This is a genomic window from Ruegeria sp. AF3 (assembly GCF_056536285.1).
In genome coordinates this window covers 324283-343326 of the sequence record NZ_JBQFJM010000001.1, presented here as the reverse complement: position 1 = coordinate 343326, position 19044 = coordinate 324283, and the positions used below count along the sequence as shown (strand labels likewise).

Genomic DNA, 19044 nt, shown 5'->3' with positions numbered 1-19044 from the left:
TATATCGCAAAGTACAAATGTGAGACAAAATGAATAATCTGAAGCTATTACGAAACACCGGATGGTTCAGTGAACGCTCGTCAGAGTTTCAGGCCGATTTGGCAGCCCTTGGCATACCGAAATCGGTAGAGGCGGGAGAGACGCTGTATCACTATGGTGATCCGGCAAATGGTATCTACGCGATTCTCAGCGGTGGTGTGCAGATAACGGCCCCAGCGGATGATGGTCAGGAGTTTGTGCTTCACCGCGACGGCGCTGGGTTCTGGATCGGCGATCTGGCTTTGTTTGCAGGTGCGCTGCGTCTGGTCAGTGTTATCACGACGCAAGCCACTCAAGCCTTGTTTTTCCCAAATTTAAGCATCTCGCGGTTGATTCAGAACAATCCTGACTACATCCGGGATTTCTATGCGTTGACGCATGAGAATATGCGGACCGCTTTGCGCATCATGGCAAATCTGGCTGTGACGGGAACGGAAAAGCGGCTGGTCTTGAGGTTGCTTCACTTGGACGAAGGGACCTCGAAAACCGATGGATGGATTGATGTTTCCCAGGACGATCTGGCGGCGATGATTGCTGTATCGCAACCGACTTTGCACAGGAACCTTCACCGGCTTGTGGATTTGGGGTTAATCGAACTGGGGTATGGCCGGGTTCGACTGCTGGATCGGGGCGCATTGATAGCCAGTTGTCAGACCTGAGGTTTCGGGTCGTGACACCGGTATGCGGTTCAACATTCGTAGACAGGCTGGCCGCTGTGTACGGCACCCGACGAACTTAAGCCTACGCCACGCCGCAGTTCAGTTATTAGCACGCGCCTGACCGTCCTCCTCGCCCAATTGGCCGTCCAGAGACATCAGGATCGCGACCGGGCGTAAAGCAGGGATGTGGCTGAACACGATCAGAATACAGACCGTCAGTGGCACGCTCAGGAAAGCGCCGATCAGGCCCCAGACAGTTGTCCAGAATGTCAGCGCCAGAATGACAAGGAATGTCGACATGTTCAGCGAGCGGCCCAGCATGGCCGGATCAAGGAAGTTACCGATCAGGAATTGAAGGGTGCCGCACCCAAATAAGATGATCAGAAACGGAACGATCGTATCAAACTGAACAAGCGCGATCATGGCCGGAAAAAACACCGCTATGATCGACCCGATCGAAGGAATGAAGTTCAAAGCAAAGGTCAAAACGGCCCAGGTTTCCGCATATTCCAAACCAAGGGCCCTGAATACAAAATAACTGATGCCCGCTGTGATCAGGCTGATCAGGGTCTTAACCCCAACATATCGTTGCAGGCTGATCGATATGGCATCAAGCATGGTCGCAAAATCAGCGCCAGTTTGGGGGTCGCCAGCCGCAAGTTGAATTTTCTTGCGAAAGGCCAGACGCTCGGCCATCAGGAACGCGACATAGAGGCTGATCAGAAAGAACTGGTTCAGCAGGGACGTAGCGCTGCCCAGCAACAGGCGTGCGACATAGGTCATGTCGATGCTGACCAGATTGTCGCGGATGAAAGTGGTGACGTCGTTGCCGACAAGACCGGTTATGCGCTCAACCGCCCCGTCGAACTGGTTTTCGTACGTGCTGACGGACCGTGCAAACTGCGTTGCCTGACTGCCCAGCACGTACATGATCATGAACAAACCCGCCAGAACGATGGTCACACCAGCGATATTTGCCAGCCAGACTGGAGCGCGGGTTAGCGCGACGACGCGGTCGCTCAGCGCAATGATCAGAACGTTGACCAGCAGTGCCATGGCAAGCGGGATCAGGAAGTTCGCTCCCGCATAAAGCCCCAGCACCATCAGCGCCGCGATAATGCAGGTGTCGCGGACAACAGACAGTTTTAGCCTGGGGCGAGCCGTGAAATCTTCCTGATCCGGGATCATTCAGTATCCTGTTTATCTGTTCTTAAGCAGGCTAGTGATCGTCCCGCTTTGCCCAATCCTGCACCTGCATTCCGGTTTTAGCAATGCAGTCAGCGGTTTGCAGACCGGCTTTTGTCACTTTGATACCGATGACGGGTTCTGTGTTTTATTTCGGCGGGTTAGGGTTGCAGGATGACAAAACCCACGATTCCCCCATTTGGCCGCCCGCTTCAGGCGTTATGGCTGGCACTTCGCCGGTTCGTCAGGAAAAACGGACCTGTCATGAGCAGCCATGTCGCCATGTCGCTGATGATGGCCCTGTTTCCCTTTGTGTTGTTCACCGTGGCGCTGGCCGGGGCATTGTCGCAGGACTATGTCACTGATGAGTTGATTGACCTGCTATTCGGGGCATGGCCCAAGGATGTTGCGGACCCGATCGTGGCCGAATTGCGTGCGGTTCTGGCCGGTGCCGGGTCGGGCGTGATTACGCTGGGTGGCCTGCTTGCGATCTACTTTGCTTCCAACGGGGTTGCCGCAGTACGCGCAGCGATGAATCAGGCCTATCACGATCAGGACAGTTGGCCTTTTTGGAAAACCCGGCTTTTGTGTCTGGTCCTGGTTATCCTTGGCGGTTCGGCAATCCTTGTTATTGCAACGGTCGAGGTGGTCTTGCCGGTCTACACGAAACTGGTGGCAGAGCATACCGAAGCTCCGGTAGCGGACTGGCTGTCCGTAGATCGCCTGCGGTGGACGTTTACCGTGGCCGTTCCGGCAGGCACTGTCCTGCTGGCACATCTAATTCTGCCAACCCGCAGGCACAGCCTGACCCAAATTCTGCCCGGCGTCATACTGACATTGGTTTTGTGGGCAGCTGGCGGATGGGCATTTTCAGTCTATATCAGCCAGTTCGCCACCTACAGTGCCACATATGCGGGTTTGGCCGGGGCAATGGCCGCGCTGATTTTCCTGTATCTGTGTTCTGCGATGCTGATCCTTGGCGCTGAATACAACGGCGCATTAATCGACCTTCGGAACGCCGCTGAAGGAGATATGGCATGAGATTTGCCATTCTGGCGGCTTGTTTAACCCTCGCAAGTGAAGGGCAGGCGCAGTCACTGGAATATGTGGGCTCAGATCAGTGTTCAGACTGCCATCAGCACGAGGCCGAGGCATGGGCTTCGTCTCATCATGCCTTGGCCTGGACAGAAGTTGGCGACGGCCATCTGGTCGCCGATTTCGATGGAACCCGGTTCGTGCAGAACGGGATGACGGTTGAATTTACAAGACAGTCAGACAGGTTCACAGCTCGTGTAACGGAAAAAGACGGTGCGACGACGGCATATGATGTGCATTCCGTCGTTGGAATCGCACCTCTGCAACAATTTCTGTTTGAAACCGAACCGGGGCGGTTGCAAAGCTTTGATGTGGTTTGGGATACCGAGCAGAAGCGCTGGTATTACTTATACCCCGATCAGGATCTGCCACCAGAAGACGGGCTGCACTGGACGGGCCCTTACAAGAACTGGAACGCGCGCTGCGCCGAATGTCACGCCACAGGGTTTGAAAAGAACTACGACGCGCAATCCAGAACATACTCTTCCCGACAGGCCGAGATTGGTGTTGGCTGCGAAGCCTGCCATGGACCGGGGTCAGCTCATATCGATTGGACCAAAGGGCAGAGCGTTACTGAGGGGCTGAGTGATACAGGCTTTTCGATGAGCTGGGGAAAAGGTCAGACCGAGGCCGAGATCCAGCAATGCGCCGGGTGTCATTCGCGGCGCGAGGCACATGGCAACGGAAACCCTTTGCCGGGAACCTCGTATCATGATGCCTATAACCTGGCTGTGTTGCGGCCCGGTTCGTATCATCCGGACGGGCAGATACTGGATGAGGTCTACGTTTACGGCTCATTCCTGCAATCCAAAATGTATGCCCGAGGGGTCGGGTGCATGAACTGCCACGAGCCACACAGTGCGCAGTTGAAGGCCGAAGGCAACGGTATTTGTACCCAATGTCATTCCACGGCCGGAAACCCTGATTTCCCGACGCTGGCGAAACAGGAATACGATACACCCAATCACCATCATCACGTTACGGATAGCGCGGGTGCCCAGTGCAAAAGCTGCCACATGATCGAACGTACATATATGGGCGTGGACGGTCGCCGGGATCACAGCTTTCGCGTGCCGCGACCGGATTTGGGATTGGGGGCTGATGCCTGCACTGATTGCCACCAGAAAAAGGATCAGGTCTGGGCTGCCAGCCGGATCAAAGGCTGGTTTCCTGACACAGCCAATCGGGCCCCGCATTATGGCACGGTGTTCAAAGCTGCTGCCGATGGCCATTTGAACACGCCAGAGGGTTTGATTGCTGTCGCAACGGACCCCTCGCAACCCGCTATCGTGCGGGCAACAGCAGCGTATCTGCTGCAACCTTTTGGCTCGCTTGAGGTTGCCGCGTATACAGCGCCACTGTTGCAGGAAGACGATCCGCTGATACGCGCAAATGCAGCAGCCTTGCAGCGTCAGGCGAGCGCTACGGATCGTGCCCAAAGGTTAGAACCCCTTTTGTCTGATCCGTTTCGCAACGTTCGCATTGCCGCCGCCAAGGAGTATCTGAGTATCCCTCCTCAATCCCTGACACCTCAGCAACAGGATCTGACCGAGCAGGGGATGGCCGAGTGGCAGGCGGCGATCTCGAACAGGCTGGATGCCCCGGAAACACATCTGGTTCTGGGGGGGATGGCCTTGACGCTGCGCAACGCCCCGGCTGCCGAACGAGCATTTCGCGAGGTTGTAGCGCTGGATCCTCAGCGCGCCGAAGCGTGGCCCATGGTGGTGCAGCTGGCACAGATCAATCGCGGCCCGGAAGCCGCACGTATCGCCCTGCGAGAAGCCTTGGGCAGATTGCCCGATGACCCGGCCTTGCTGCAATTGCTGCAACAACTGGGGCCCTGATCCGGCACAGGTTTGCCCGATTTGTTCCAACTTCACGGCAAAATTTCACGCTAACAGCATTTCAGATTTGCTGTTTTGAGGTGATGTATGTCCGCGGATTCAACAAGACAGAAAGCAACCGGGACGAACCCCGCTACGCTGGCGCAGCGCATTGAAGAGCTGCGCAATCGCGAGCCTGTATATGTTTCGCACGGGGATACACTGATGTTGCAGGGTATGGCCGCGACGTCGCTGCGCGAACAACGGCTGACCGGGAACCGTATCCGATTGGAAGATTAAGTTCAGCCGCGAAACCCGGTTGCCACAACAAATTTTTCTGAACTGTCCGAACGTGATGCGGGCGGTTTCACATGCGCCACTTTCTGAAATTTCTGCTTCAGAAGTTTTTGCAAATCGCCCTCGGCACCGCCGGCAAGAACCTTGGCTACGAATGTGCCACCTTCTTCCAGCACGTCAAACGCGAAATGGGCCGCAGTTTCACACAGTGCGATGATCCGAAGATGGTCGGTCTGCTTGTGACCCGAGGACGCCGCTGCCATGTCTGACATCACCACATCCGCTTTGCCACCCAGCCAGTCCTTGACCTTCTGGTCGGCGTCATCCTCCATGAAGTCCAGCACATGGGTATCGGCACCCGCAACCGGTTCCACTTCCTGCAAGTCGATGCCCAGCACCGTTCCGATCCGTTTTCCTGACTTTTCGCCAAGCGCGTTTACCCGTTTGACTGCGACCTGGCACCAGCCACCGGGCGCGCACCCCAAGTCAACAACCCGTGCTCCGGGTACGAGAAAGCGGAACTTGTCGTCAAGCTCCATAATCTTGTACGCCGCCCGCCCCCGGTATCCTTCGGTCTGGGCGCGCTTGACATAGGGATCGTTCAGCTGTCGTTCGAGCCAGCGGGTCGAACTCAGCTTGCGACCACGTGCGGTTTTTACCTTTACCTTCAGGTCACGCTGACCACGCCCCGAGTTGTTTTTGCCAGTTGGTGTCTTCGCCATCAGAACGGTCCGTCTTCCAGTACCCCGTCCGCGCTCATCTGTGCATAAAGCAGGCCCTCGCGTAGCCCCCGATCTGCCACGGAAAGGCGATCAGTGGGCCAGCAGCGCAACAATGCCTGCAAAATGGCTGAGCCGGACATGATCAGTGCCTGCCGGTCTTCACCAATCCGAGGATCCCGGCGGCGCCCATGAGGGCCGAGTTCTAAATACCCGCGTATCACTTTGTCAATCTGATCACTGGTCATGCGCAGCCCGTCAACCTTGGTCCGGTCATAGCGCTTCAGGCCAAGATGCGATGCCGCAACCGTTGTGACAGTTCCGCTGGTGCCGACGATCTGAAAACCTTCGCGGGTCTGTTCATCTTTGTAAGGTGCGAAATCGGCCAGGTTTTCTTCGAAAAACCAGCTCATCAATGCAAAGCGAGCGGCGTCGTTTTCGACGTCATTGAACTGATCCCGCAACGTGGCAACACCCAGCGGTACGCTGATCCAGTCTACAACTTTTGCAGCCGGAAAAGGGCTGTCGACCGTGTGAAACCCGTTGTGCAAACGCATGATCGCAGCCGGGCGGTCACGGCGAGGGACGGACGAAATGTCGATCCAGACCAGCTCGGTCGAACCGCCGCCAATATCGACAACCAACAGCTGTTCGGTCTTGGTGGACACCAGCGGGGCGCATGAAATCACCGCCAAACGGGCTTCTTCTTCGGGTTGGATGATTTCAAGCGTCAGCCCGGTTTCGCGTTTGACCTGTCGGATGAATTCGCGGGAATTCTTAGCGCGGCGGCAGGCCTCGGTTGCGATCAGACGCATCCGTTTTACTTTGTTCCGCTTCAGCTTTTGTTGACAGATTCTCAGCGCCTGGACGGTGCGTGCCATCGACGCCCGCGACAGACGTCCGGTGCGTTCCAGACCCGCGCCCAATTGCACGGACTTGGAGAAGCTGTCAACCACATGAAACCCGCTGCCCTTGGGCTGGGCTATTAACATGCGGCAACTATTTGTTCCCAAATCCAGAGCCGCATACAGGGCATCCGGATCGGGTCTTGCCGGCGCGGGGCTTTCGACCGCTTTCGGGAACGCGCCCGCACCTTTGGGACGCTTGGGCGCCATCGTAACGCCCTCCGATTTTCGAGTTGATTTGACCCTAGGCGGGGCGTCGTCGACGTGCAAGCGATTTCCATTTCAAATTTGGCTTGGATGTCACACGCCGTTCATACTGAGGTGCGATTTGATCTTTGATCCCGGTTGAGGGATTCTTGATCGCAATCAGCCGCAGACGGAGCCTGCCATGAAAGATAAACGTGTCCTGACCTTTGACGAATTCGATGAAATGGTGAACCCGCGCCCAGAGGAATGTGAGTTTGACCGCGTCGTTGAACGTGCCCTGTCACGTCGTGGATTTCTGGGCGGCGTATTGGCGGTGGGAAGTTTCACGGCTTTGGGCGGGTCGCTGCTTCCGACTGGTGCGCGCGCAGCCGCAGATCGATTTGCGTTTGAGGCGATTCCGGCGTCAACTGCCGATGACGTCATCGTGCCGCCGGGCTACAAGGCCGAGGTGATGGTGCGCTGGGGCGACCCGCTTTGGTCTGATGTGCCCGAATTTGATCCGGCCACCCGTGGAACCGCTGCCAGCCAAGAGCGCGCATTTGGTGATAACACCGACGGTCAGGATGTGTTTTTGCACGAGGGTCACGTTCTACTGGTCGTGAACAACGAATACACCAATCGCGATATCCTTTGGGGCAACAACCCGGACGCCAAAGCCGCCTCGGATGACGATGTCGCCAAAGGCATGATGGCGCATGGTGTGACGGTGGTCGAGATTGCGGTTACCGACGGCAAATGGGGCATCGTCAAGGATAGCTCGTATAACCGCCGCATCACGCCGCAGACAGACATGTCATTGACGGGGCCTGCCGCTGGCCATGATCTGCTGAAAACTGCCGCCGATCCGACAGGCACCATCTGTAAAGGCACCTGGAACAACTGTGGTAATGGCATGACCCCATGGGGGACGTATTTGGCCTGTGAAGAGAATTTCAATGGTTACTTCTCGACTGAGGACGAAAACCATGAGGTCAGCGCCGAACTTCAGCGCTACGGCGTTTCGTCCAAGGACTGGGGATACGGATGGGCCGGAATTGACGAGCGTTTCGACGTCTCGAAAAACCCTAACGAACCGAACCGCGCAGGCTATGTTGTCGAAATCAATCCGACCGAGCCAACCTCGACCCCTCGTAAGCTGACCGCGCTCGGTCGGTTCAAGCACGAAAACGCCGAGGCCATTGTGAACAATGACGGTCGTGTCGTTGTCTACATGGGTGATGATGAACGGGGCGAGTTCCTGTACCGCTTTGTCTCGGAAGGTTTTTATGCCGCTGGGGTGGACACGCATGCGCTGCTTGAGAACGGTACGTTGTCGGTTGCAAAGTTCAACGACGACGGGACTGGTGAGTGGCTGGACCTGACCCCCGAAACAACTGGTATGACGTCGCAGGCCGAAATCTGCATCCATACGCGGCAAGCAGCATCGGCTGTTGGCGCGACCACCATGGACCGCCCGGAATGGGTTGCGGCCAACCCGAACGCGCCCGAGGTCTATTGCTGCCTGACCAACAACAAGAACCGCGGTGTGAAACCGAATGCCGGTGGCGACGACACTTCGGTCAACGGGCCGAATCCGCGCGAGGCGAACAAATACGGTCAGATCGTGCGCTGGCGCCCTGAAGGCGGAGACCATGGCGCATCGGGTTTCGAATGGGACCTGTTTGTACTGGCCGGAAACCCGACCGTGCATCAGGATGCGTATGGCGGTTCGGACAATGTCAACGCCGACAACATGTTCAACTCGCCCGACGGTCTGAAGTTTGACAGCAACGGCCTGCTGTGGATCCAGACCGACGGCAAATACAGCAACGAGGGCGACTTCGAAGGGCAGGGGAACAACCAGATGCTGGCAGGCGACCCGGTTACCGGTGAAATCCGTCGTTTTCTGGTTGGCCCGAACGAGTGTGAGATCACTGGGCTCAGCTGGTCGCCGGATCGCCGCACCATGTTTGTTGGTATTCAACACCCCGGTGAAGACGGTAATAGCCACTGGCCCGACGGTGGTAACTCGGTTCCACGTTCAGCCATCATTGCGGTTACTCGTGAAGACGGTGGGTTGGTCGGTTAACCTTGGCAAGACGCGTTGAAACAAGCCTCGGGCGGGTCATGCCGTCCGGGGCTTTTTGTTCATTATGCAATGCTCTCATAGTGACAATGAGAATTTTGGTATGCGTTTTTGCCGCGAGACGGGTTAAAACCCCGCCACGCCACCGTGGGCGAAAACGTCGCTTGAAAAGCGCCGGGTGTCGAAAACCGACCGACCAATCCCCACATTGAAGTTTAGAACCGGCCCATCGGGTTAGGAGGAATCACAGTAATGCCTGACGTCACCATCGTGTACTGGCGCGACATTCCCGCTCAGGTCATCGTCGGCAAAGGCCGTCGCGGCGCGAAGCGGCAACTGGAAGAACGGTTCGAGCAAGCCATCGACCGCGCCGCCATGAAGGTAAACGCAAAGGATAGTGATGCCTATCTGGCTGAATGGCGCAAAGCCGAGCCTTTTGCGGTCGAAGGCGATCCGGCAGAAGTAGCCGAGGCCGAGGCCCTGCGTCTGGAAAAGGAATACGATCAGGACCGCATTAAGGCGCTGATCGCAAATGACGGTTGGGCATAAGCCCGGATCTTAATGGGAGGCCTCAATGGCTTTGCTGAACTTCAAGAAACGTGATGTGGTCGAAAACAGCCCTGTGAACCCGACTGTCGAAGCCTTCCTGCAAGGCTATTCGATCGAGGTCATGCCGCGGACTGCCGAAAAGGTCGAGGATTTCCGCGCGCTGCTGCCCGAGGGCACACGCGTCTACATTGCCCATATCGAGGGCACCCCGATTGAAGATATGGTCAAGACAGCCAAGCGGATTGCAGCCGAAGGCTATCCTGTCATGCCCCACTTTCCGGCGCGGATCATCAAGGATGCGGCGACGTTGGAAAACTGGATCTCGATGTACCAGGGCGAGGCGGGCGTCGAGCAGGCGCTGTTGCTGGCCGGTGGTGTGACAAAACCGCATGGCGATTTCGACAGTTCCATGCAGCTGATGGAAACCGGTCTGTTTGACAAGGCAGGGTTCAAGCGTCTTCATGTTGCCGGTCACCCCGAGGGTAACAGGGACATCGATCCCGATGGGTCCACCAAGAACGTCGATGACGCCCTGCGCTGGAAACAGAAATTCAACGAAACCACGGATGCCGAGATGGCCCTGGCAACTCAGTTTGCCTTCGATGCCAAGCCGATCATCGCCTGGGCGGATGGTCTGAAAGAGGCAGGTATCGACCTGCCCATCCACATTGGTATCGCCGGTCCGGCCAAACTGCAGACCCTGATCAAGTTCGCAATTGCTTGCGGCGTCGGCCCGTCGCTGAAAGTTCTGCAAAAACGCGCCATGGATGTGTCGAAGCTTCTCTTGCCCTATGAACCGAACGATGTTGTGACTGAATTGGCCAACCACAAAGCGGCCAACCCGGATTTCAACATCACCAACGTGCACTTCTTCCCGCTGGGCGGGATCAAAACCAACGCCAACTGGGCGATCAATAATGGCGGTGCCTCGGCGCAGCCTGCAAACTCCTAAGGAACGGACATGACCCGTACAGTCTTAGAATCAAAAACAAAAACTGCCGTTCTGGGCTTTGATGAACCGTTCTGCGTGATCGGAGAGCGGATCAACCCGACCGGTCGGAAAAAGCTGGCGGCCGAACTGGAGGCAGGCGATTTCTCGACCGTCGAGAAGGATGCGCTGGCGCAGGTGATGGCGGGCGCGACCGTTCTGGATATCAACGCGGGCGTCGTCTACAACTCGAACCCCAACCCGAACGAGACCGAACCGCCACTGATGCGCAAGATCGTTGAGCTGGTACAGGGTCTGGTCGAAGTTCCGCTGTGTATCGACTCGTCGGTACCCGGTGCTCTGGAGGCGGGTCTTGAGGCGGCGGAAGGTCGCCCGCTGCTGAACTCGGTCACCGGTGAGGAAGAGCGCCTGGAACTGGTTCTGCCGCTGGTCAAAAAATACAATGTTCCTGTTGTGGCAATCTCGAACGACGACACAGGTATTTCGGAAGACCCCGATGTCCGTTTCGAAGTGGCCAAAAAGATCGTTCAGCGTGCTGCCGATTTTGGAATCCCCGCGCATGACATCGTTGTTGACCCGCTGGTCATGCCGATTGGCGCGATGGCAACAGCTGGTCAGCAGGTGTTTGCTTTGGTTCGCCGCCTGCGCGAGGAACTGGGTGTGAACACCACCTGTGGCGCATCCAACATCTCGTTCGGCTTGCCGAACCGCCACGGCATCAACAATGCCTTCCTGCCGATGGCAATGGGTGCCGGCATGACCTCGGCGATTATGAACCCGGTGGCTCTGCCAGTGACGCAGGCAAAAATTGCCGAGAAAAAAGAAGCCCTTGCCGCAGCTGGCATCATTCTGCCAGAAGGTATGGATGACGAGGCGTTCGTTCAGATGTTCGGCCTGGGCTCCACCAAGCCGCGCGCCGGAAAAGAGATGGAGGCCATCCGCGCTGCCAACCTGCTGACCAACAACGACCCGCATGGTGGTGAGTGGATCCGGTTCAACAAATCACCTGACGAGGCTGGTGGCGCAGCCAGTGGTCGTCGCGGCGGTGGCCGTCGTCGCCGCGCCTGATTGCATCAACAAAGACAGCTAAGGCCGGGCACTGCGCCCGGCCTTTTCGTTTGACCCTGATCAATGTCGATTTTGCGTAATGGTTCAGGATATCCTGATCCGGGACGCAACGATCAGGTGGCACGATGAGCAAACATCACCCCCCGAAACTCTCAGAAGCGGATCTGACCAAGCGGTTGGGCAAAAAGGAGTATTTCGAGCAACTGATTGATCTTCAGGCCAAACTGGCCAGGATTCAGCAAGCTTATCTGTTTCACGGGCTAAAGGGTGTGCTGGTGTTCGAGGGTTGGGATGCGGCAGGCAAGGGGGGAACCATTCGCAGGATCAGCCAAGCTCTGGACCCGCGCAGCTTTAAGGTCTGGCCAATTGGGGCACCCCGGAACTACTACCTCAACCGGCATTACCTGCTGCGGTTTTGGGAACGTTTGCCACCGTCCGGTGCGATATCAGCATTTGACCGCAGCTGGTACGGGCGCGTGTTGGTTGAGCGGATCGAGAACCTGACCCCGGAAACGCGCTGGCGCGCTGCCTATCAGGAAATCAATGATTTCGAACGCATGCTGGTCGACGATGGTGCCCGGATCGTCAAGCTGTTCTTCCACATCTCTGAAGATGAACAGATGCAGCGGTTTACAGAACGGCTCAGAAACCCGTTGAAGCGCTGGAAGCTGACATACGAGGATTTCCGGAATCGCGAGAAATGGGATGTTACCGAGGTCGCCGTGGATGAAATGCTGGCCCGGACGTCAACCGATCTGGCGCCGTGGCACGTAATACCGGCCAATAACAAAAGATATGCGCGCATCAGCGCCATGAAGGCCATTGTCAAAGCGTTTTCAGCAGGGGTCGATCTGAACCCGCAACATCTGGACAGCCGTACGCTTGAGGCGGCCATCCAGGCTTTGGATGTTGAAGACTCGCTGATCGACAGTCTTCGTGCGCGGACTGAGTGATGTTTTCCGGGCGAGCTGAAACGATCCGGCTTGCGCGTCAGGGAACTCTGGTTATATCTCAGAGGTGCGGCGGGTATGATGTAATGGTAGCCTGTCAGCTTCCCAAGCTGAACGCGCGGGTTCGATTCCCGCTACCCGCTCCAGAACTCTCAGGTCAGACGGCGATTTCCGGTGAAGGCCTGCTCTGGCAGGCATGGGGGTCTTTTCGGGACGTTCCACCAAATTGATTTATGCCTGTAGATAGTCCCGGTTTGGGGCATCCCCCTTGCGATTGGTAGGATTCCGGGCGTCTTATGATAGAGTGACCCCATCACTGTTGAGCAGAGCCCAACTATGCGGGAAATTGATCAGACCGGCACGAGAACACCCCAAGAGCCTTGCGCAGGTGATGTTCATGCCTTTCTGGAGAGCCTGACCGGCCCGTCCCGTGGAACGGTTTCCTGGCTTGTCGACAGCGCATTGACTGTTTCTGTTGGCGAAGGCCGTGCGCTAGGCCTACGCCTGAAAGACAACACACCGCCCCATGACGAAGATATCGCAACGCTTCAGTGGACCGAGGGGGGCTATGTGCTCAACGCGCTGGCAGGGCAAGACATCTGGGTCAATGGCCACAAGATTGTGTCGGCAACGCTGAAACACGGCGACATGATCGAGTTTGGCGAATTGGGCCCGATCTCCCGATACCGCATATGTACTCAGAGGTTTCCCATTCGTCATACGGTCGAGGATATCCTGAGCGACGCCTATGCCTATGCGCGGTCAAGTCGCCGACCCTTTGCCCAAAGAATGTCGGGTGCGCTGCGTGAGAGTGGGCGAAGGCTTGTTTCTCAAACCACTATGTTCTTCAGGATTACGGTGGTTGCAGCGATTGCGCTGATCGCAGGTCTGCTGTTCCTGCTTTATCAAAACGACCGGAGACTGGCCGACAGCCTGCAACAGGAAGCTCGCAAGATTGAAGCTGTGGCGACCATGCTTAGCCAGACGCGGGAAGATGTTCTAACCCCCGAAGACCTTGTGGCGTTGAGGGAAGCCTTTCAGAACCAGCTGATATCAACCGAGCAGCGGTTGGGTACCCTTGAACAACGCGCGGGGGCGTCTACGCGGGTCATCACCGCCTCTACTCAATCCGTGGCTTTCATTCAGGGCGCCTACGGATTGCGTCATATCGAAAGCGGTAAACTGCTGCGCCACGTGTTGGGGCCGAACGGAGAGAAGTTGCAAACACCCTTCGGACAACCCTGGATCGAACCGGACGCAACAGGCGAGCCCGCGGAGTTCCAGTTCACTGGCACCGGATTTCTGCTGGAGGGTACGCCGCTGATGGCCACCAACCGCCACGTTGCCTTGCCCTGGACATCCGGCGACCAAGCTCAGGCACTGAAAAACGCAGGTCTTGAGGCCGAGATGCTTCGGTTGCTGGCCTATCTGCCAGGTCAGACCGATCCGATCGAGGCTACTTTGGACCGGTTCAGTGAAACCGCTGATCTGGCACTTTTGTCGGTTGATCCAAACCGTATCGAGGGGCTGGGATTGCCACTGGCGGAAGATCTTCCACGAAGCGGTGACGAAGTCTTTCTGCTGGGGTATCCTACTGGCCTGAAAGCGTTAATTGCGCAGGCGGGGCCGGAATTTCTGAAAACGCTCGAGAAAGACGGGTCCGTCAATTTCTGGACGATCGCCGCACGGTTATCTGCGCAAAACCAGGTTCAACCTCTCGCCAGCCGAGGAATCGTGGCGCAGACAAGCCCGGGTGCAGTCGTTTATGACGCGGAAACAACGTCAGGAGGAAGCGGAGGGCCGGCCCTGAACCGCAAGGGAGAGGTGGTCGCGATTAACGCCGCGATCCTGCCAGAGTTCGGGGGCTCGAACATCGGGGTTCCGGTTTTGCACCTGAAAACCTTGCTGAGAGAAACTGTCAGCCAGTAATCAGTCGTTGGTCTGGAACGGCGATTTTTGAACAAGGAATACGACCACCAACGGAACGATCACAGAAATCAGGCCCACGGCGATCAACAGGTGCCCAAGTTGGCCGTAATCGGCAATCGATGTGACGACACCGGTTTCCGGGTCGGTTACCGCGCGCGACACCACGAAAATCTGGTTCAGGTATTTCGTTGCCAAACTGCTGGCCGACAAGGCCATGTTGGTGAATGACGCCATGACGGCAAAGAAAGTTGCCTTCAGATGCACAGGAGCATTACGTGCGATCCAGGCCAGCATCGGAACCATCGCGATTTGTCCCAGCGGAGATTCAACTGCGGTGTCAAGGACTGCGATGAACCTTGCGTCTACGATCCCGCCGGTATGCGCAGATGTCCATTCATGCACGCCGTAATACAGCGCAAGGTTGGGCAGGGCGAGGACCCCCGACGCGATGGTCAGAATGATGACGACCTGAGCAATCGAGCGGTTGGCCATAAACGGTCTCAGGACGATGAGCCCCACCAATGCAAGCAGGGACGTCAGAAGCGCCAGGATTGCCAGGAACTGCTCGTCAAACCCCAACTCGTCGATTTCGAACCAGGTCAACCCCGGCCCGGGCAGAGGAACCGCACGAAACACGAAAATGATTATCGCCGTACCAATCAGGGCCTTTGCCTGATTTGGGTTCAGTTCCTTCACCAAGCGTGACATCAGGTACAAGATCACACTCAGAGAGACTGCAAAAATAGTTTCCTGGGCGAGTTGGAATTTCGATGTTCCCAACACAATGCTCAATACAACAAAGGCGAGACCGCCCAGCAGGATCGGCCATTTGACCTCGGTGGTTTCGTCATGAGTATGAGGGGGATGACCTTGGCAAAGACGTTGACGCTGTATCAAACTATGCAAAACCACACCGCTGACGGACAGCAGTGGAATGACAAGCGCGATCAGGTAGACGTTGCCATACAATGCAAGGCGGTCTGATTTCTGCATGCCCTCGGTTCCCGAGAACACCCAGATATTGACCGCGGCAACGGCTGCAAAACCGGAGAAAATGGCGATCCTGCCCAGTGTTTGCATAGTTGTATGCTGTGCACGGGTTTCCTCGGGCGAAAACGGCTGCCCGTCGGGATTGATCTTTGGAACGGCTTCGACTGTCATCGCGTCGGCGACAACATCCTGAATGGCATAGCCGGAAGGCGCCAAGAGCAGGGCAATGATGTACCAGTGTTCCAGCGGCATGACATCAGCCATATGTCCGGGAAAGGCTACAAGCCCATACATGGTGAGCAGGGACAAGGTGATCAGGGTTGCCCCCAATAGGATCAGCAATGACTTCCACCGCCAAAACAGATCAACAATATGACCCAGCGGCATCTTCAGGATCCAGGGAAGCCCGGCCCAAAACGCCAGCCCGGCAACAAAGGATGCGGATAGGTTAAGGTAGTCCTTAAGAAAGAAGGCACCGACGACCGATGTCAGACCAGAAACACCGGCGGCAAAATAGACCATGAGCGGTGGCAGGTAGGACCATTGCATCTGTCGGGCCAGATCAACAAAGGTTCTATGCCACCATGCAGAAAGCCGCACTCTTGTAGAAGGCTGGTCAGTGGTCATGTTCACGTAAATCGCATCGCAGGATTTCCTTGACCTAATGACACAGGGTTACAGAAATGCGGACGCAAAAAGCAACAAACTGGTCACCACCCCAAAGAGGGGAACAACAAGAGGCACGCGGAACTGCGGTTCATCGGTTTCAGCCCGGGTCTTCAAAAGGATCAGTGACAGATTGACCAGCACAAAGACTCCCAGAACAATTTGCGACGTCCGCTCGGCCAGAATGGCGATTGGAAGCGTTTGGGTCAGCAACAGGATTATCGCCGTGACCATGATTGTCGCTACCGTTGGCGTCTGAGTGACCTGAGACACCTTAGCCAGAAACTTTGGCAAATGATCCCGATCCGCGAGCCCGTAAATCACGCGGGATGCCATGATCATCTGGATCAGAACACCATTGATCGTCGCAACGATGGCAATGGCTGAAAACCCCTGCTGGATAACATCGGGCGCGTCTGTAAAAATCAGGGCCAGCGGCGCGGCGGACGTCGAAAGGACATCGATCGGCACCACATACAGAACAGTCATGGACGTACCAAGATACAAGACCGTGGCCAGAATAAGCGTCAACAGGATCGCTTTCGGGATTGTTCCGGCGGGGTCTTTAACTTCTTCAGCGACATTCGCCATGTCCTCGAAACCCACAAAGGCGAAAAACGCCAGAAGCGAAGCGGCAAAAATCCCTCTCCAGGCGTTTGGGTCCAGCCCGGGAACCATCTGGGTGAGCGCATAGCCCTGAGGCTCAGGAAGGGACAGGCCCCAACCAATAACGACGAGTAGCCCGCTTATTTCTATGACAGTAATAACCGCCGCCACCATTACCGACTGCGTGATCCCCCATAGGGCGATCAGCCCCATGACCAGAACTACACCGATTGTCAGACTTGAAATGCCTAAACCTGTAAGCGTTTGAAGGTACGACGCGGCCCCGATAGCCACGGCCGAGGCCGAGATGATGCCCGAGGCGGCCACGGCGAGACCGACCAGCACGGCCATCCAGCTTTTCTGAAACCCTGCTTCGACATAAGCGGCTTCACCCGCACTCACAGGATATCGGGTTGCCAGTTCTGCGTAGGACAGGGCAGTCAGCGCAACAACAAGCGCGGCAATCAGGAACGAAACAGCGGCAAATGGGCCCGCAATCCCGGCCGTCGCACCAACAAGCACGTATATTCCAGCGCCGACGGTTACCCCAAGCCCATAGAGCGTGAGCAGCGGGGTCGTCAGCGCCCGTCGCAGCTTTGGTGTATTTTGTTCAACGATGGACATCATCTATCCGCCAATTGGAATGCGTTGCGTGTCTTGGGTTGGCATTAAAGTTTCTCTGCTTGGTCCCGTTGCCTCGATCATATGAGTGACTGACGTGCGTTTTGTCCCGAGAAGCCAGAGCGTAGTCGGCAGAAGAGCGCGCCTCGCATTTGCCGCGCCCGTGGAGTGAAACCTTCGCGCCGTTGAAATACTGATCACCGGTAAATTTGCTTGGGGTCAGGCAGGTGAGCGTCGGGCCCGTTGATATATTCGTACTTCACTATGTGGTCACTTTGCGTGCTTTGATTCAGGTCAATGAAAGCGGATCGTCACACTGAATCGTAGACCGGTGCGCCTTTTACACGCAATGAACCGCCGAACTTTCTGAGCCTTAAGGAATGCGGTCAAGCAGGGAGTCTCGGGTGACCAAATAGGTCGAAAGCTCCAAAGACTGGCCCGCAGAGTTCGTTTCGATCATCCGTATCAACTCCTGCGCAGCTTTTTGACCCATTTCACGGTGGGGTACGTGAACCGTTGTCAGGGCAGGGCTGACAATGCGCGCGATTTCGATGTCGTCAAAGCCGGTAATCGACACGTCTTCGGGCACTCGGAGCCCCATTTTTTGCGCCTGTCTCAATGCGCCGACAGCCAGAACATCGTTTCCGCACAAAACGGCGGTCGGCGGCGTGTCAGTCGCCATGAGATCCCTGAACGCCGTCGCGCCATTTTCGAATTCATACGTGGTTTCGATCACCATTAGGTCATCCGGCTGCAAGCCGTGGTCAGCCATGGCGCTTTTTATCCCTGCGATCCTGAGCCGCGCCCGATCATTGCCCGAACTGATACCCGATATCGTCGCAAGACGCGTATGCCCCTGTCTGATGATCTGGTCTGCCAGCGCTTTCATGGCTTTGCGGTTGTCAAACCCAACGGACGGCACAGGTTTGTCCGGCAGAAAGGACCAGGCAACCAGCGCGGGCACTTTCCGTCTATCCAGGTAATCATAGATATCTGCGTCCCTGTCATGACCGATCAGCAACAGCCCGTCTGCACCCCGTGCAACCAATGTTCGGATCTGATCCTTTTCCGCTTCGGGCTCATAGGCTGAACTGGAGACCAGCAATGTGTAGCCACGCTGATGTATCGCTTCCTGAAACGCTTGCAACCCCCTTGCGAATATAGCGTTTTCCATGGTTGGGATGATGGCGCCAATGGTAAATGACCGCTTGGCCGCCATCACGCGGGCCGCGAAATTTGGCGTGTACCCCAATTCTTCGACCGTCGACAGGACACGCTTGCGCGTTGCTTCAACAACTTGCTGCGGGTTGTTCAGACACCGGGACACTGTCGCGGTCGAAACGCCCGCGGCCTTGGCAACGTCATCCAGTGTCGGAGCAGACCGATGTTTTGACATTCTCGAACTCTCAATTCTGGTTGGCTTAAGTTAATCGCATTTTTCAGATGATGAAAGGGTCAATGTAAGCGCTTGCAATATTGATGTAAGCGCTTACAAAGGTGTTGAGCCGATTCTGAAAGGGAGTCCCGGAAATGGTCCTTGCTGCATCTATCGTCGTTTTCGCGATCTATTTCGCCAACGTTGCTTTGGGTGCTTTCGCAGGCCGCGCGTTTCTTGGCGACGTAGGAGAGATGTTGGTTCTGTTCGCGGCGTCGATTTTGTTCGTTGTCGCAATTCTGAAAAAGGAAGCTGACCGAAACGCAACGAACGGCAGCTGAACTTTT

The 19044-nt window shown here is 56.4% G+C and carries 17 protein-coding genes and 1 tRNA gene; 12 read left to right on the top strand and 6 right to left on the bottom strand.

Annotation, left to right across the window (positions count from 1 at the left end; translation table 11 throughout):
• Positions 1 to 29: 29 nt before the first annotated feature.
• A complete protein-coding gene (locus ACR3FC_RS01710; RefSeq protein ID WP_480472899.1) occupies positions 30 to 698 on the top strand; it encodes a Crp/Fnr family transcriptional regulator in 669 nt (222 codons plus the stop codon).
• Positions 699 to 797: 99 nt separating this feature from the next.
• On the opposite strand, the gene ACR3FC_RS01705 is transcribed toward ACR3FC_RS01710, so the two are convergent.
• Positions 798 to 1886: an AI-2E family transporter gene (locus ACR3FC_RS01705; RefSeq protein WP_480472897.1), complete on the bottom strand. Its 1089-nt coding sequence runs from the start codon at positions 1884 to 1886 to the stop codon at positions 798 to 800.
• Between the two features lie 171 nt (positions 1887 to 2057).
• On the opposite strand from ACR3FC_RS01705, the gene ACR3FC_RS01700 reads away from it, so the two are divergent.
• The 3 genes from ACR3FC_RS01700 (at position 2058) to ACR3FC_RS01690 (ending at position 5101) form a co-directional block, all read left to right on the top strand.
• Positions 2058 to 2924 carry a YihY/virulence factor BrkB family protein gene (locus ACR3FC_RS01700; protein ID WP_480472895.1) on the top strand — a complete coding sequence of 289 codons (867 nt, stop codon included), beginning with the start codon at positions 2058 to 2060 and terminating at the stop codon, positions 2922 to 2924.
• The gene (locus ACR3FC_RS01695; protein ID WP_480472893.1) at positions 2921 to 4822 is read left to right on the top strand and encodes a cytochrome c3 family protein; all 1902 of its coding nucleotides are present in this window, start codon (positions 2921 to 2923) and stop codon (positions 4820 to 4822) included. Before ACR3FC_RS01700 ends, ACR3FC_RS01695 begins: the two co-directional genes overlap by 4 nt.
• An 87-nt stretch (positions 4823 to 4909) precedes the next feature.
• The gene (locus tag ACR3FC_RS01690) at positions 4910 to 5101 is read left to right on the top strand and encodes a hypothetical protein (protein WP_480472891.1); all 192 of its coding nucleotides are present in this window, start codon (positions 4910 to 4912) and stop codon (positions 5099 to 5101) included.
• A gap of 2 nt (positions 5102 to 5103) precedes the next feature.
• On the opposite strand, the gene ACR3FC_RS01685 is transcribed toward ACR3FC_RS01690, so the two are convergent.
• A complete protein-coding gene (locus ACR3FC_RS01685; protein WP_480472889.1) occupies positions 5104 to 5820 on the bottom strand; it encodes an RlmE family RNA methyltransferase in 717 nt (238 codons plus the stop codon).
• Entirely contained in the window at positions 5820 to 6932 is a 1113-nt protein-coding gene (locus ACR3FC_RS01680) for a Ppx/GppA phosphatase family protein (RefSeq protein ID WP_209503859.1), read from the bottom strand. Before ACR3FC_RS01680 ends, ACR3FC_RS01685 begins: the two co-directional genes overlap by 1 nt.
• A gap of 178 nt (positions 6933 to 7110) precedes the next feature.
• Between ACR3FC_RS01680 and ACR3FC_RS01675 the strand changes: the two genes are divergently transcribed.
• The 7 genes from ACR3FC_RS01675 to ACR3FC_RS01645 all read left to right on the top strand — a co-directional run bounded on the left by ACR3FC_RS01675 (position 7111) and on the right by ACR3FC_RS01645 (position 14439).
• The gene (locus tag ACR3FC_RS01675; RefSeq protein WP_480472887.1) at positions 7111 to 8997 is read left to right on the top strand and encodes a PhoX family protein; all 1887 of its coding nucleotides are present in this window, start codon (positions 7111 to 7113) and stop codon (positions 8995 to 8997) included.
• A gap of 249 nt (positions 8998 to 9246) precedes the next feature.
• On the top strand, positions 9247 to 9543 hold the full coding sequence (locus ACR3FC_RS01670; protein ID WP_480472885.1) for a virulence factor: 297 nt from the start codon (positions 9247 to 9249) through the stop codon (positions 9541 to 9543).
• Between the two features lie 25 nt (positions 9544 to 9568).
• On the top strand, positions 9569 to 10495 hold the full coding sequence (locus ACR3FC_RS01665) for a methylenetetrahydrofolate reductase (RefSeq protein ID WP_480472883.1): 927 nt from the start codon (positions 9569 to 9571) through the stop codon (positions 10493 to 10495).
• Positions 10496 to 10504: 9 nt separating this feature from the next.
• Positions 10505 to 11560, top strand: coding sequence for a methyltetrahydrofolate cobalamin methyltransferase (locus tag ACR3FC_RS01660; RefSeq protein ID WP_480472881.1), 1056 nt, complete (start codon positions 10505 to 10507; stop codon positions 11558 to 11560).
• A 125-nt stretch (positions 11561 to 11685) separates the two neighbouring features.
• A complete protein-coding gene (locus ACR3FC_RS01655; protein WP_480472879.1) occupies positions 11686 to 12513 on the top strand; it encodes a polyphosphate kinase 2 family protein in 828 nt (275 codons plus the stop codon).
• A gap of 69 nt (positions 12514 to 12582) precedes the next feature.
• Positions 12583 to 12656: transfer RNA gene (locus tag ACR3FC_RS01650), tRNA-Gly, on the top strand.
• Positions 12657 to 12846: 190 nt separating this feature from the next.
• Positions 12847 to 14439, top strand: coding sequence for a trypsin-like peptidase domain-containing protein (locus tag ACR3FC_RS01645; RefSeq protein WP_480472877.1), 1593 nt, complete (start codon positions 12847 to 12849; stop codon positions 14437 to 14439).
• On the opposite strand, the gene ACR3FC_RS01640 is transcribed toward ACR3FC_RS01645, so the two are convergent.
• From ACR3FC_RS01640 to ACR3FC_RS01630, 3 genes are all read right to left on the bottom strand, one after another.
• The gene (locus ACR3FC_RS01640) at positions 14440 to 15978 is read right to left on the bottom strand and encodes an MFS transporter (RefSeq protein WP_480472875.1); all 1539 of its coding nucleotides are present in this window, start codon (positions 15976 to 15978) and stop codon (positions 14440 to 14442) included.
• 126 nt (positions 15979 to 16104) lie between these two features.
• A complete protein-coding gene (locus ACR3FC_RS01635; RefSeq protein WP_480472873.1) occupies positions 16105 to 17325 on the bottom strand; it encodes an APC family permease in 1221 nt (406 codons plus the stop codon).
• Positions 17326 to 17695: 370 nt separating this feature from the next.
• Complete coding sequence (locus tag ACR3FC_RS01630; RefSeq protein ID WP_480472870.1) at positions 17696 to 18718, bottom strand: LacI family DNA-binding transcriptional regulator; 1023 nt, start codon at positions 18716 to 18718, stop codon at positions 17696 to 17698.
• A 134-nt stretch (positions 18719 to 18852) separates the two neighbouring features.
• Between ACR3FC_RS01630 and ACR3FC_RS01625 the strand changes: the two genes are divergently transcribed.
• Positions 18853 to 19038 carry a hypothetical protein gene (locus tag ACR3FC_RS01625; RefSeq protein WP_480472868.1) on the top strand — a complete coding sequence of 62 codons (186 nt, stop codon included), beginning with the start codon at positions 18853 to 18855 and terminating at the stop codon, positions 19036 to 19038.
• Positions 19039 to 19044 lie beyond the last annotated feature (6 nt).

Coding starts and splice junctions, on each gene's coding strand:
- ACR3FC_RS01680 (WP_209503859.1), bottom strand. CDS start 6,932: ATGGCGCCCAAGCGTCCCAAAGGTGCGGGCGCGTTCCCGAAAGCGGTC.
- ACR3FC_RS01690 (WP_480472891.1), top strand. CDS start 4,910: ATGTCCGCGGATTCAACAAGACAGAAAGCAACCGGGACGAACCCCGCT.
- ACR3FC_RS01670 (WP_480472885.1), top strand. CDS start 9,247: ATGCCTGACGTCACCATCGTGTACTGGCGCGACATTCCCGCTCAGGTC.
- ACR3FC_RS01685 (WP_480472889.1), bottom strand. CDS start 5,820: ATGGCGAAGACACCAACTGGCAAAAACAACTCGGGGCGTGGTCAGCGT.
- ACR3FC_RS01630 (WP_480472870.1), bottom strand. CDS start 18,718: ATGTCAAAACATCGGTCTGCTCCGACACTGGATGACGTTGCCAAGGCC.
- ACR3FC_RS01675 (WP_480472887.1), top strand. CDS start 7,111: ATGAAAGATAAACGTGTCCTGACCTTTGACGAATTCGATGAAATGGTG.
- ACR3FC_RS01705 (WP_480472897.1), bottom strand. CDS start 1,886: ATGATCCCGGATCAGGAAGATTTCACGGCTCGCCCCAGGCTAAAACTG.
- ACR3FC_RS01710 (WP_480472899.1), top strand. CDS start 30: ATGAATAATCTGAAGCTATTACGAAACACCGGATGGTTCAGTGAACGC.
- ACR3FC_RS01655 (WP_480472879.1), top strand. CDS start 11,686: ATGAGCAAACATCACCCCCCGAAACTCTCAGAAGCGGATCTGACCAAG.
- ACR3FC_RS01625 (WP_480472868.1), top strand. CDS start 18,853: ATGGTCCTTGCTGCATCTATCGTCGTTTTCGCGATCTATTTCGCCAAC.
- ACR3FC_RS01695 (WP_480472893.1), top strand. CDS start 2,921: ATGAGATTTGCCATTCTGGCGGCTTGTTTAACCCTCGCAAGTGAAGGG.
- ACR3FC_RS01700 (WP_480472895.1), top strand. CDS start 2,058: ATGACAAAACCCACGATTCCCCCATTTGGCCGCCCGCTTCAGGCGTTA.
- ACR3FC_RS01645 (WP_480472877.1), top strand. CDS start 12,847: ATGCGGGAAATTGATCAGACCGGCACGAGAACACCCCAAGAGCCTTGC.
- ACR3FC_RS01640 (WP_480472875.1), bottom strand. CDS start 15,978: ATGCAATGGTCCTACCTGCCACCGCTCATGGTCTATTTTGCCGCCGGT.
- ACR3FC_RS01660 (WP_480472881.1), top strand. CDS start 10,505: ATGACCCGTACAGTCTTAGAATCAAAAACAAAAACTGCCGTTCTGGGC.
- ACR3FC_RS01635 (WP_480472873.1), bottom strand. CDS start 17,325: ATGTCCATCGTTGAACAAAATACACCAAAGCTGCGACGGGCGCTGACG.
- ACR3FC_RS01665 (WP_480472883.1), top strand. CDS start 9,569: ATGGCTTTGCTGAACTTCAAGAAACGTGATGTGGTCGAAAACAGCCCT.